This is a genomic window from Geodermatophilus sp. SYSU D01180, assembly GCF_054050415.1.
Genome location: NZ_JBJGZH010000016.1, coordinates 19228 through 30764, shown reverse-complemented (window position 1 = coordinate 30764; position 11537 = coordinate 19228). Strand labels below are relative to the sequence as shown.

At 76.1% G+C, this 11537-nt stretch carries 12 protein-coding genes; 7 read left to right on the top strand and 5 right to left on the bottom strand.

Annotated elements, in window-relative coordinates; translation table 11 throughout:
* Positions 1 to 3: 3 nt before the first annotated feature.
* Complete coding sequence (locus tag ACI8AA_RS15305; RefSeq protein WP_457045259.1) at positions 4 to 837, bottom strand: alpha/beta fold hydrolase; 834 nt, start codon at positions 835 to 837, stop codon at positions 4 to 6.
* 59 nt (positions 838 to 896) lie between these two features.
* Between ACI8AA_RS15305 and idi the strand changes: the two genes are divergently transcribed.
* The 4 genes from idi (at position 897) to ACI8AA_RS15285 (ending at position 3457) form a co-directional block, all read left to right on the top strand.
* Positions 897 to 1442: an isopentenyl-diphosphate Delta-isomerase gene (gene idi, locus ACI8AA_RS15300; protein WP_457045258.1), complete on the top strand. Its 546-nt coding sequence runs from the start codon at positions 897 to 899 to the stop codon at positions 1440 to 1442.
* Between the two features lie 116 nt (positions 1443 to 1558).
* The gene (locus tag ACI8AA_RS15295) at positions 1559 to 2341 is read left to right on the top strand and encodes a polysaccharide deacetylase family protein (protein ID WP_457045257.1); all 783 of its coding nucleotides are present in this window, start codon (positions 1559 to 1561) and stop codon (positions 2339 to 2341) included.
* A 94-nt stretch (positions 2342 to 2435) separates the two neighbouring features.
* Positions 2436 to 3209 carry an SDR family NAD(P)-dependent oxidoreductase gene (locus ACI8AA_RS15290; RefSeq protein WP_457045256.1) on the top strand — a complete coding sequence of 258 codons (774 nt, stop codon included), beginning with the start codon at positions 2436 to 2438 and terminating at the stop codon, positions 3207 to 3209.
* A complete protein-coding gene (locus ACI8AA_RS15285) occupies positions 3206 to 3457 on the top strand; it encodes a hypothetical protein (RefSeq protein WP_457045255.1) in 252 nt (83 codons plus the stop codon). Before ACI8AA_RS15290 ends, ACI8AA_RS15285 begins: the two co-directional genes overlap by 4 nt.
* Before the next feature lie 50 nt (positions 3458 to 3507).
* Here ACI8AA_RS15285 and ACI8AA_RS15280 read toward each other — a convergent pair whose 3' ends face one another.
* The 3 genes from ACI8AA_RS15280 to ACI8AA_RS15270 form a co-directional block, all read right to left on the bottom strand.
* Complete coding sequence (locus tag ACI8AA_RS15280) at positions 3508 to 5889, bottom strand: SpoIIE family protein phosphatase (protein ID WP_457045254.1); 2382 nt, start codon at positions 5887 to 5889, stop codon at positions 3508 to 3510.
* Entirely contained in the window at positions 5886 to 6488 is a 603-nt protein-coding gene (locus tag ACI8AA_RS15275) for a biliverdin-producing heme oxygenase (RefSeq protein WP_457045253.1), read from the bottom strand. The genes ACI8AA_RS15280 and ACI8AA_RS15275 overlap by 4 nt, the downstream gene beginning before the upstream one ends.
* A gap of 99 nt (positions 6489 to 6587) precedes the next feature.
* Positions 6588 to 7154, bottom strand: a complete 567-nt coding sequence (locus ACI8AA_RS15270; protein ID WP_457045252.1) for a TetR/AcrR family transcriptional regulator — start codon at positions 7152 to 7154, stop codon at positions 6588 to 6590.
* A 74-nt stretch (positions 7155 to 7228) separates the two neighbouring features.
* On the opposite strand from ACI8AA_RS15270, the gene ACI8AA_RS15265 reads away from it, so the two are divergent.
* Entirely contained in the window at positions 7229 to 7804 is a 576-nt protein-coding gene (locus tag ACI8AA_RS15265; protein WP_457045251.1) for a hypothetical protein, read from the top strand.
* Here the strand turns inward: ACI8AA_RS15265 and ACI8AA_RS15260 are convergent.
* Positions 7702 to 8805, bottom strand: coding sequence for a PucR family transcriptional regulator (locus tag ACI8AA_RS15260; protein ID WP_457045250.1), 1104 nt, complete (start codon positions 8803 to 8805; stop codon positions 7702 to 7704). The two genes, ACI8AA_RS15265 and ACI8AA_RS15260, sit on opposite strands and share 103 nt — an antisense overlap.
* Before the next feature lie 107 nt (positions 8806 to 8912).
* Between ACI8AA_RS15260 and ACI8AA_RS15255 the strand changes: the two genes are divergently transcribed.
* Together ACI8AA_RS15255 and pruA are read left to right on the top strand one after the other, a co-directional pair.
* Positions 8913 to 9842, top strand: a complete 930-nt coding sequence (locus ACI8AA_RS15255) for a proline dehydrogenase family protein (RefSeq protein WP_457045249.1) — start codon at positions 8913 to 8915, stop codon at positions 9840 to 9842.
* A gap of 52 nt (positions 9843 to 9894) precedes the next feature.
* Positions 9895 to 11520, top strand: a complete 1626-nt coding sequence (pruA, locus tag ACI8AA_RS15250; RefSeq protein WP_457045248.1) for an L-glutamate gamma-semialdehyde dehydrogenase — start codon at positions 9895 to 9897, stop codon at positions 11518 to 11520.
* Positions 11521 to 11537 lie beyond the last annotated feature (17 nt).

The window sequence follows — 11537 nt, the reverse complement described above, 5'->3', positions numbered from 1 at the left end:
GCCTCAGGCCGCCGCCCGGGTGTGCTCGACGACCAGGTCGGCGGTGCGCTCGGCGGCGAGCTCGGGGATCCAGTGCGGCACGTCCTCGAGCACCTCGAGCCGGTAGGGGCCGCGCACGTGGTCGCGGGTGCGCTCGGTGGCGGCGCGGCCGAGGAACGTGTCGCCGGTGCTCCACACGTGCAGCGCCGGCGCGGTGACCTCGCCGACGGCGTCCCGGGCGCCGAACGGCACCGCCCGGTACCAGGCCAGCGCGCTCGACAGCGCCCCCGGCTCGCGCATGCGGTCCACGTACCGGTCGACGGCGTCCGCGGGCAGCCCGCCGTTCTCCAGCACGCCGCGCAGCGCCGCGCCGTCGCGGGCGAGCAGCAGCCGCTCGGGCAGCAGGGGGAGCTGGAAGGCGGCCATGTAGGACGAGCGCAGCCCCTGGTCGCTGGTGAGCACCGCGCGCGCCACCGCGGCCGGGTGCGGGGTGGACAGCGAGGTCAGCGTGCGCACCCGGTCCGGGTGCCAGGCGCCCAGCGCCCAGGCGACCGCGCCGCCCCAGTCGTGCCCGACCACGTGCGCGCTCTCCAGCCCCGCGGCGTCCAGCAGGGCCAGGACGTCGCCGGCCACCGCGCGCAGCCGGTAGGCCGACCGCCCGCGCGGGCGGGCGCCGGGGCTGTAGCCGCGCTGGTCGAACGCCAGGGTGCGCAGGCCCGCGGCGTGCAGCAGCGGCGCCATGCGGTCGAAGGCGCTCGCGTCCTGCGGGAAGCCGTGCAGGAGCACCACCGGCTCGCCGCCGGGCGGGCCGTCGTCGCGGACGTCGAAGGTCAGGCCGTCGTTCCGGAACCCCTGCATGCCCCTCCGGTGCCCGCCCGGCGGCTGCCGGAACCCCCGGTGTCGGGGAGGATGGGCCGGTGACGGTGACCGCGGCGGAGCTGATCGTGCTGGTCGACGACGACGGGACGCCGATCGGCACGATGCCCAAGCCGCTCGTGCACCACGGCGAGACGCCGCTGCACCGGGCGTTCTCCGCCTACCTGTTCGCCGACGACGGCCGGCTGCTGGTCACCCGCCGCGCCGCGGACAAGCAGACCTTCCCGGGCATGTGGACCAACACCGTCTGCGGCCACCCCGGCCCCGGCGAGGACGACGGCGCCGCGATCGCCCGCCGCGCCTCGCAGGAGCTGGGCCTGCAGGTGGCCGACCTGCGCCCGGCGCTGCCCGGCTACCGCTACCGCGCCGAGTTCCGCGGCGTCGTCGAGAACGAGGTCTGCCCGGTCTACCTGGGCCGCTTCACCGGCACGCCCGACCCCGACCCGGCCGAGGTGGGGGAGTGGGAGCTGCTGGAGTGGGCCGCGTTCCGCCGCCGCCAGGAGGACTCCGAGCGCGACGAGTGGTCGCCCTGGTGCCGCGAGCAGGCGCGCCTCATCGAGCAGGCGGGCCTGGTCCCCGCGGCCTGAGACCGCCTTCCGCGCGCGGAAGGCGGTAGTCACCGGGACACGGACGGTGGCGGGCGCGCCCGTCCGCTCGTGTCGCTGCGCCGGACGCGCCGGAGCGCCCTCCTAGCGTCCGCCGCGTGGACCGCCGGGGCTTCCTCCTCCTGCTCGCCACCGGACTCGCCGGGGCCGCCGTCGGGCGCGGCGCCGCCGAGATGGACCTGGGGGCACCCGACCTCGTCGCCCCGCCGCCGGCCGCGGCCGCCGAGCCCACGGGCCCGGGCGGGCTGGTCGCCGTCCCCGCCCCGGCCGGCGTCGTCGACCAGATCCCCGGCAGGGGCAACCAGCTGGCCCTGACCATCGACGACGGCAGCAACGGCGAGGTGGTCGCGGCGCTGGTCACCCTCGCCCGCGAGACCGGCACCCGGCTGACGTTCTTCCCCAACGGCAGCTACCGCACCTGGGGCGACAACGCCCGCGACCTGTGGCCGCTGATCGAGTCCGGCCAGGTCGCCTTCGGCAACCACACCTGGTCGCACCCGGACCTCACCACCGTCTCCGACGCCGAGGTGGCCGAGGAGCTGCGGCGCAACCAGGAGTTCATGCGCCGCACCCTCGGCGTCACGGACACCCCGTTCTGGCGGCCGCCGTTCGGCTCGCACGACGAGCGCGTCGACGCCATCGCCGCCGACCTCGGCCACCCGACCACGGTCATGTGGAACGGCACCTTCGACGACGCCCGCCCGATCGGCCCCGAGGAGCTCATGGCCGCCGCGGAGCAGTGGTTCGCCGCCCGGGCGATCATCGTCGGCCACGCCAACCAGCCGGCCATCACCACAGTGCTCGACCGGATGCTGGAGCTGATCGATACCCGGCGACTGCAGACGGTGACCCTCGCCGACGTCTGGTCCTCCCCGGCCTGACCGCTCCGACCTGCGGGCCGCGCGGACCTCGGCGAGAGTGGCGGGGACGCATCGTGATCACGGTCCCCGCGCGGGCCGGAGGACGGAGGAACGGGTGGCAGGGGAGTTGAAGGGCCGCGTGGCGCTGGTCACCGGCGGGGCCAGCGGGCTCGGCCGGGCGACGTGCGTGTCGCTGGCCGAGGCCGGCGCGCACGTCGTCGTCGCCGACATCGACGCCGACGGCAGCGAGCGCACCCGCGAGCTGGTCACCGACGCCGGCGGCAGCGCCGAGGTCGTCCCGCTGGACGTCACCGACGACGCCAGCCGCCGCGAGGTCGTGGCCCGCCTCTTCGACCAGCACGGCGACGCCTTCGACGTCCTGGTCAACGTGGCCGGCATCGACCGCCCCGGTTACATCACGGACATCGACCTCGACGACTACCGCCGGGTCATGGCGGTCAACTGCGAGGGCCCGATCTTCCTCACCAGCGAGTTCGTGAAGCGGGTGCAGCACCTGCCCGAGGGCCGCACCGCCGACGTGGTGCACGTGGTGTCGCTGTCGGCGATCACCTCGGGCAGCGGCGCGATCGCCTACAACGGCTCCAAGGCCGGTTTCCTCAACGCCACCCGCTGCATCCAGCGGGAGCTGCGGGAGAAGGCCGTGAGGCTCGAGGACGGCAGCGAGCGACCGTTCCCGGCGCGGGTCATGAGCGTCATCCCGGCGGCGATGGACACGCCGATGATGGAGCAGTGGGGCATCCCGGGGCACCTGATGATGCCGCCGTCGGCGGTGGCGGACACCGTCCGCACGCTGCTCCTGCTGCACCCCTCGGCGTTCGTGCCGGAGATGCAGGTGGTGCCGCGCCTCGAGCCGAACTTCCCCCGATGACCGACCCGGACCTCCCCGACAGCGGCATGGCCTCCGGCTCCGACGCCGGCCAGCCGGGCGAGCACCTCGGCTCCGGTGACCTGCGCCCCGACGAGGAGCGCCTGCTCGCCGAGCTGACGCGCGGCGTCGACGCCCCGTCCGGCGGCAGCGAGGCCGAGGTGCGCGCGGCCGAGGACGAGGCGCCGCTGCCCGACGACGGCGGTCCCCAGGACGACGGCCTGGCGGCCGGCTTCTCGGACCCGCAGTAGGGGACGAGGCCCCTCCCGGATCCCGGGAGGGGCCCGCTCACTCCCCGGGGCTACTCCTCGGGGGCCAGGCGGACGGCGACCAGGGCGACGTCGTCCTCGGCGCCGTCGGGGACCATCCGCGCCAGCACCTCGTCGCAGACCTCGTGCACCGGCCGGTCGCGCAGCTCGGCGAGGGCCTGCGCGAGCCGGTCGACGCCGTCGTCGAAGCCGTCGGCCCGGCGCTCGACCAGGCCGTCGGTGAACAGCAGCACCGTGGAGCCACGGGCGAGGACCGCCTCGGCGTCGGCGCGGACCGCCTCGGGGCTCACCCCGAGCAGCAGGCCCGGCCGGCCGCCGTCGAGCGGGGCGCTGGTGCCGTCGGGGGCGGCGACCAGCGGGGGCAGGTGGCCGGCGCTGGCCCACCGCAGGCGGGTGACCCCGGCGGCGCGGTCGTCGTCGGCCTGCTCGAGCCGGCCGACCAGCACGGTGGCCATGGCGCCGAGCTGCAGCCCCTCGATCGCCGCGTCCAGCCGGGTGAGCACCGCCGCGGGGCTGTCCCCGCTGTCGTAGGCGATGCCGCGCAGCAGCCCCCGCAGCTGGGCCATGCAGGCGGCGGCCTGGACGTCGTGGCCGACGACGTCGCCGATGACCAGCATCGTCGAGCCGTCGGGCTGGACGAACACGTCGTACCAGTCGCCGCCGACCTGGGCCTCGCGGGTGGCCGGCACGTAGCGCACCGCCATCTGCAGGTGGTCCCGCTGCGGCGGCTCGGACAGCAGACTGCGCTGCAGCGTCTCGGCGGCGCGGACGATGCTGCGCGACCGCGCGTACAGCGCCTCGAGCAGGTGGCTGCGCAGCTGCACCACCTCGGCGCGCTCCTGCGGGGTCCACGGGTGCGAGCGCTCGCGGACGGTCTCCCGCCAGCGGTCGAAGCTCTTCCGCGGGCTGAGCCGGACGTCGTCGCCCTCCCGCTCGGCGATCGCCTTGTTGTGCGGGTCGCCGCCCCAGTCGACGTGCCGCACGGCCTCGCGCCGGTGCCACAACACGTACTGGCCCTCGGGCAGCGGCAGCACGAGCACGCCGCAGGCGACCTCGACCGGGACGCCGAGCCCGGGCGCCTCGCGCTGCAGCGCGTCGGTGGCCACCACGTCCTCGCCGCGCTCGGCCGCCCAGGCCACCAGCCGCTCGAGGACGTCGGCCGGCAGCGCCGTGCCCTTGGTGCCGCGGCTGCCCTGCAGGCAGACGGCCACGCCGTCGGCGGGCAGGACGTCGAGCAGGCTGGTGGTGCCGAGCAGCGTGTCGGCCAGCGCGCGGTCCTCGTCGAGGGTGGCCGCGGTCAGCCAGGCCAGCGTGGAGCGGACCTGCAGCGCCCGGTGCACCTCGTCCTCGGCGGTGCGGTCGACCAGCCGCAGCGACAGCGTCGAGCCGAGGAACTCGGCCGCGGCGCGGGTGGCGTAGGGCGGCTGGTGCGGGCCGGAGTAGTGGTGGCAGGCGATGAGGCCCCAGAGCCGGTCGTCCTGCAGCAGCGAGATGGACATGGAGGCGCGCACGCCCATGTTCTGCAGGTACTCGACGTGGATCGGCGAGACGCTGCGCAGCGTCGAGTAGGTGAGGTCCAGCGGCCGGCCGGTGGCCGGGTGCGCGGTCGGCTGGATGCGGCTGGGGACGTAGTCGACGTCGCTGATCAGCCGGATCCAGTTCTTCTCGTACAGCGCCCGGGCCTGCGCCGGGATGTCCGAGGCCGGGTAGTGCAGGCCGAGGAAGGGGTTGAGGTCCGCGGCCTTCGCCTCGGCCACGACCTCGCCGTTGTAGTCGGCGTCGTAGCGGTAGACCATCACCCGGTCGAAGCCGGTGAGCGCGCGGATCGCCCGCGCGGTGATGTCGTAGAGCTCCTGCAGCGTGGAGGCCCGGTTGAGCTCGGCGACGGTCCCGCGCACCGCCTGGTAGGTGTTCGGGAAGGAGAACGGCCGCGGCCCGCGCGCCGGCTCCAGCTCCACGACGAGGTTGGTCAGCGGCGGGTCGCCGTCCGCGGGCTGCCCGTGCCCGTCCCGGGCGCCGCCCAGCACCGCCCGGTGCAGGATCGCGTCCACGGGCACGGGGTCGCCGTCGACGTCGAGGGTGACCTCCACCGGGTTGCGCTCGCGCAGGTCGCCGAACGCGCTGGCCGAGCGGACGACGGCCTCGGTCTGCGCCACCCCGATGACGTCGGCGAGCGGGCGGCCGAGCGCGTCGGACCAGACGACGCCGGTCAGCCCGGCGAGGTTCTCCGACGCCTGGACGACGACGAGGTCGGGCTCGCTGACCGCCAGCAGCACGCCGCGCGGCTGGACGCTCCCCGGGACGTGGATCGGCTCGCGGGCGCAGTTGTCCAGGTCGACCGGCTCACCCGGCGACAGCCACGCGACGTCTGCCCCGGCGGTGTCCGCCCCGGAGGTGGCGTCGACGTCGGTCACGCGGTCGCCCCCTGCGCCGCCGGGGCGCACCAGTCGGCGAGGACGGCGAAGGTCTGCCGGGCCGCGGCGACCACCCGCCCGGCGTCCCCGGCGCCCGCGACGTGCGCCCGGGTGACCCGGCGGAACGCGGCCCACATCGCGCCGGTGTCCTCGCCGTAGGGGGTGAAGCAGCGCAGCCGGGACAGCCCCGGCAGGCCCGCCAGGTGGCGGTCGATGAAGGTGCCGCCGAGGGTCGAGCCCTCCATCACGTACAGCCTGCCCAGCGCCTCGTCGGTGCCCGGAACGGCGGGCAGGTCCGGCCGGCCGGCGTCGGCCGAGCCGCCCAGCTCGGCCAGGTCGGCGGCGTAGAGACCGGTGCGGCGGCGGCGGTCCCAGTCGAGGGCGGCGGCGTCGCCGGGGTGGCGGGCGGCCCAGTCGTCCAGCCCGGCCTCGGCCGCGGCCCAGAAGGCGTGCAGCCGCGCCAGGACGGTGACCAGGCGGCCGCGGTCCAGTGCGGGGTCCATCAGGTCGAGGGTGGCCTCGACCTGTCCGTGCTCCACGGCGGTGGCCGTGCGCAGGTCCCGGAGGACGTCGCCGGCGCCGCCCGCGTCTCGAGGCAACGCCTCTCCTCCCGCAGCCATCAGCCCTTCGAGCGTAGGTCACGCCCCGGACAGCGTCGCGGGAGAGAAGGTGCGGTGCGCAACAGTCCCCTCCGACGGTCAGGACGTCCGTGGCGGGCGGTCCAGCAGCAGGTCGGCGGCGCGGGCGAGGACCTGCGCCCGGGTGCGCTCGCCGTGGCCGGTGGCGAGGAAGTGCTCGCCGATGGCCAGGCAGAAGGCGATCAGGGCGCGCGCCTCCACCTCGTCGGGGTCGGCGCAGAACGTGCCGATCAGCTCGCGCAGCAGCCCCATGCGCCGCTCGTCGACCCGGCGCAGGCGCGCGGCGACCGCCTCGTCCCGGCGGGCCCAGTCGCGGACGGCCAGGTCGACGGGGAGCAGGCGGTCGCCGGAGAAGGTGAGGACGCCGGCCCGCTCGATGCGGGTCCGCGGGTCGCCGCCCTTGCGCTCGACGCGCGCGAGCACCTCGTCGGTGCTCTCCCGCTCCCAGGTGTCGAGCATCGCCTCGAGCAGGGCGTCCCGGTCGGCGAAGTGCCCGTAGAAGCCGCCCTTGGTGACGCCGAGGTCCTTGGCCAGCACCTCGACGCGGACGGCGTCGGGGCCGCCCGCGGCCAGCGCCCGCAGGCCCTGCTCGACCCACCGCTCGCGCGGGGTTCGCACGACCGCCACGCCCACCTCCTGTACGCCACCGTACACATCTGCTACCGTCATCTGTACGGCACCGTATACGAGAGGGGACCGCCATGACCCTGCTCGACAGCACCGGCGTGCTCCGCGGGATCACCGCGTCCGCGCGGGAGGTCTGCTCGCTGCCCGGGATCGACTACGCCGACCGGTGCACCCTGGTCACCGACGGGACCGCGACGCCGGAACGGTGGGCGCGGGCGATGTTCGGCGACGTCCCGAGCCCCGCGGAGCGGTTCGTCTGGCAGGGGCTGCTCGCCTTCCGGCTGGACCCGCGGCGCTCCCCGGACACCGTGGGCGGCTGGCGGGTCGGCGGGCGCGGCGAGGACTGGATCCGGCTGGAGACCGCGTCCCGGTCGTTGCGCGCGAACATGCTGGTGCAGACCGCCGGGCGCCGGGTCACCTGGACGACGTGCCTGTCCTACGCGCGGCCCTGGGGCCGGCTGCTGTGGCCGCCGCTGTCGGCCGTGCACCGCCGGCTGGTGCCGCGGGTGCTCGCCGCCGCCGGGCAGCGGCTCCGGGCGGCGGACGGTCAGGGCAGCCGGGCGTGGCGCAGCGAGGCGTGCACCAGCAGCCGGGTGTCGCCGTCGGCGAGGTCCAGGCCGGTCAGCGCGGTGATCCGGCCCAGCCGGTAGTACAGCGTCTGCCGGTGGATCGACAACGCCGCCGACGTCCGCGCGACGCTGCCGGCCGCGTCGAGGTAGGCCTCGGCCGTGGCGGAGAGCAGCGGGTCGGCGAGCAGCGGCGCGACCGCCGGGTCGGGCGCGGGCAGCGCCGCGGCGACCCGCCAGCCGCCGAGCTCGGACCAGCGGGCCACCGGCGCGAGCCCCGGCGCCACGGCCGCGACCCGGGCCGCGGTGCGGGCCTGTGCCCAGCACGCGGGCAGGCCGGCGGGCCCCGCGGCGGGGTCGGACACCCCCGCGGCCGCGCCGCCGGGCAGCCGGGCGAGGGCCGCGGACGCGGTGGTCGCGGCCGGGCGCAGGTCGCCGGGGCGGGCCAGCCGGACGAGGACGGCGACCTCGCGGCGGTCCTCGCCGAGCACCGCCGCGGCCGGCGGGAGCCGCCGGCCCTCGGGGGGCACGCCGCGCAGCGCGACCAGCGCCAGCGGCGTGTCCGCGCCGAGCCGGGCGGTCAGGGTGCGCGTCGCCCGCTCCCGCACCGGCGCGGACCCGGTGAGCGCCGCGGCGAGGGCCTCGCCGAGGTCGCCGTCGTCGTCCCCGCCGGCCAGCAGCCGTCCGGCGCGGGCGGCGAGGTCGACCGCCGCGGCGAGGGCCGGGTCGGCGTCGTCGTCGGGGTCGGTGCGGCCGCCGTCGAGCAGCCACAGGTAGCCGAGGGTGCGGCCACCGTGCCGGACCGGCAGCAGCAGGCGGGTGAGGATCCCCGCGGCCGGGTCGGCGGGGGTGCGCACCGGCCGCTGCGCGGTGGCGATGCCGAGGTCCTCGAACCAGCGGCGGGTGTCCGGGGTGGAGCCGCGGCCGAGGATGGAGCGGGTGCGGACGGCGTCCATCGCGGTGTCGCCGTCGTCGAGGGGGTGCGCGGCGAAGGCCAGCAGCGTGAAGTCGACGTCCTCGAGCGTGGCCGGGGCGCGCAGCAGCCGGGCGACCTCGTCCACCACGTCCTGCAGGTCGTCGCGCACCGTACGACTGTATGAAACCGGAGGTCCGGAGTCCGTACGTCCGTCCCTGGTGGACCCGATCGGGCGCTCCTAGCGTTCGAGGCCAGTTCCGACGACGGAGGTGGCCGGTGCTCACCACGAAGACCCTGCTGCTGGGGGCCTCCCGCCGCCCGGCGCTGCGCCGCGCCCTCGTGGGCACCCCGGTGACCCGGCGCGTGGTCGAGCGGTTCGTGGCCGGCGAGACGCTGCCCGACGCGCTGGCCGTCGTCGGCCGGCTCACCGGCGAGGGCATCGCGGTGACCCTCGACCACCTGGGCGAGGACGTCACCGACCCCGCCGAGGCGCGCGCCTCCCGCGACGCCTACCTCGCCCTGCTCGAGGCGCTGGCGCCGCTGGACCTCGGCCCGCGCGCCGAGGTGTCGGTGAAGCTGTCGGCCTTCGGGCAGGTGCTGCCCGGCGGGGAGGACCTCTCGCTGGAGCTGGTCCGGCCGGTGGTCGAGTGCGCGGCGCGCATCGGCACCACGGTCACCCTCGACATGGAGGACTCCTCGACCGTCGACGCCACCCTCGCCGTCCTCGCCGAGCTCCGCCGCGACCACCCGCAGACCGGCGCGGTCCTGCAGGCGGCGCTGCACCGCACCGAGGACGACGTGCAGGCCCTGGCCACGCCGGGCTCGCGGGTGCGGCTGGTCAAGGGCGCCTACGACGAGCCGCCGTCGGTCGCGCACCAGGGCCGCCGCGACGTCGACGCCGCCTACGCCCGCTGCCTCGGCGTGCTCATGCGGGGGCCGGGCTACCCGATGGTCGGCAGCCACGACCCGGCGATGATCGCGCTGGCCCAGCGGCTGGCCGCCGAGTACGGCCGCGCCGCCGACTCGTGGGAGGTGCAGATGCTGCACGGCATCCGGGTCGACGAGCAGCTCCGGCTGGCCGCCTCCGGCACCCGCGTGCGCGCCTACGTGCCCTACGGCCGCGACTGGTACGGCTACTTCGTCCGCCGGCTGGCCGAGCGCCCGGCGAACCTCCGCTTCTTCCTCCGCGCCCTCGTCTCCCGCTGACCCACCCTGGCGGAAATGGCCATTTCTGCCGCATTCGATCCGGAGGTCCCCGATGGACGGCACCACCCGCGTCCCCCCGCCGCACAACGAGCCGGTGCTCGGCTACGCGCCCGGCTCGCCCGAGCGGACCGAGCTGGAGAACCGCCTCGCCGAGCTCGCCGCCGCCCCGGTCGAGCTGACCGCGACCCTCGGCGGGCGGCAGCGCATGGCCGGCGGCGAGCGCTTCGACGTCGTCCAGCCGCACCGGCACGCCGCCGTCCTCGGCACCTCCGCGCACGCCACGCACGCCGACGCCGAGGAGGCGCTGCGCTGCGCGAAGGACGCCGCCCCGGCCTGGCGCGACCTGTCGATCGACGACCGCGCCGCGGTCTTCCTCAAGGCCGCCGACCTGCTCGCCGGGCCCTGGCGGCAGACGCTCAACGCCGCGACCATGCTCGGCCAGTCGAAGACCGCCCAGCAGGCCGAGATCGACAGCGCCTGCGAGCTCGCCGACTTCTGGCGCTACAACGTGCACTTCGCCCGCCAGGTGTACGCCGAGCAGCCGCAGTCCTCGCCCGGCACCTGGAACCGCATCGACCACCGGCCGCTGGAGGGCCCGGTCTACGCGGTGACGCCGTTCAACTTCACCGCGATCGCCGGCAACCTGCCCACCGCGCCGGCGCTCATGGGCAACACCGTCGTCTGGAAGCCCGCGCCCACCCAGCAGTTCGCCGCGCACTTCCTCATGCGGCTGCTCGAGGCCGCCGGACTGCCCCCCGGGGTCGTCAACATGCTGCCCGGCGACGGCGTCGCCGTCTCCGAGGTGGTCCTCGCCGACCGCGACCTCGCCGGCATCCACTTCACCGGGTCGACGGCGGTCTTCCAGCACCTGTGGCGGACGGTGGGGGAGAACATCGCCTCCTACCGCGGCTACCCGCGGGTCGTCGGCGAGACCGGCGGCAAGGACTTCGTCGTGGCCCACCCCTCTGCCGACCTCGACGTGCTGCGCACCGCGCTGGTCCGCGGCGCCTTCGAGTACCAGGGCCAGAAGTGCTCGGCCGCCTCGCGCGCCTACGTGCCGCGCTCGGTGTGGCGGCGGCTGCGCGACGACCTGGTCGCGACGACGGAGTCGCTGACGATGGGCGACGTCACCGACCTGTCCCACTTCATGGGCGCGGTCATCGACCGGAAGTCCTTCAGCAAGCTCTCCGGCGTGCTCGACCGGGTGGAGGACGACCCCGCGCTGTCGATCGTGGCCGGCGGCAAGGCCGACGACAGCGAGGGCTTCTTCGTCCGCCCGACGATCGTCGAGGGCACCGACCCCGGGCACGAGGTGTTCACCACCGAGTACTTCGGCCCGGTGCTGGCCGTGCACGTCTACGAGGACACCGAGTACGACGCCGTGCTCGAGCAGATGGAGTCGGTGGCGCCCTACGCGCTCACCGGCGCCGTCATCGCGCAGGACCGCGCCGCCATCGCGCACGCCGAGCGGTTCCTGCGGTTCGCGGCGGGCAACTTCTACGTCAACGACAAGCCCACCGGCGCCGTGGTCGGGCAGCAGCCCTTCGGCGGCGGCCGGGCGAGCGGGACCAACGACAAGGCCGGCGCGGCGCAGAACCTGCTGCGCTGGACGTCGACGCGGGTGGTCAAGGAGACCTTCGTGCCGCCGACCGACCACCGTTACCCGCACATGGGCTGACCGGCTCCACCGCGATC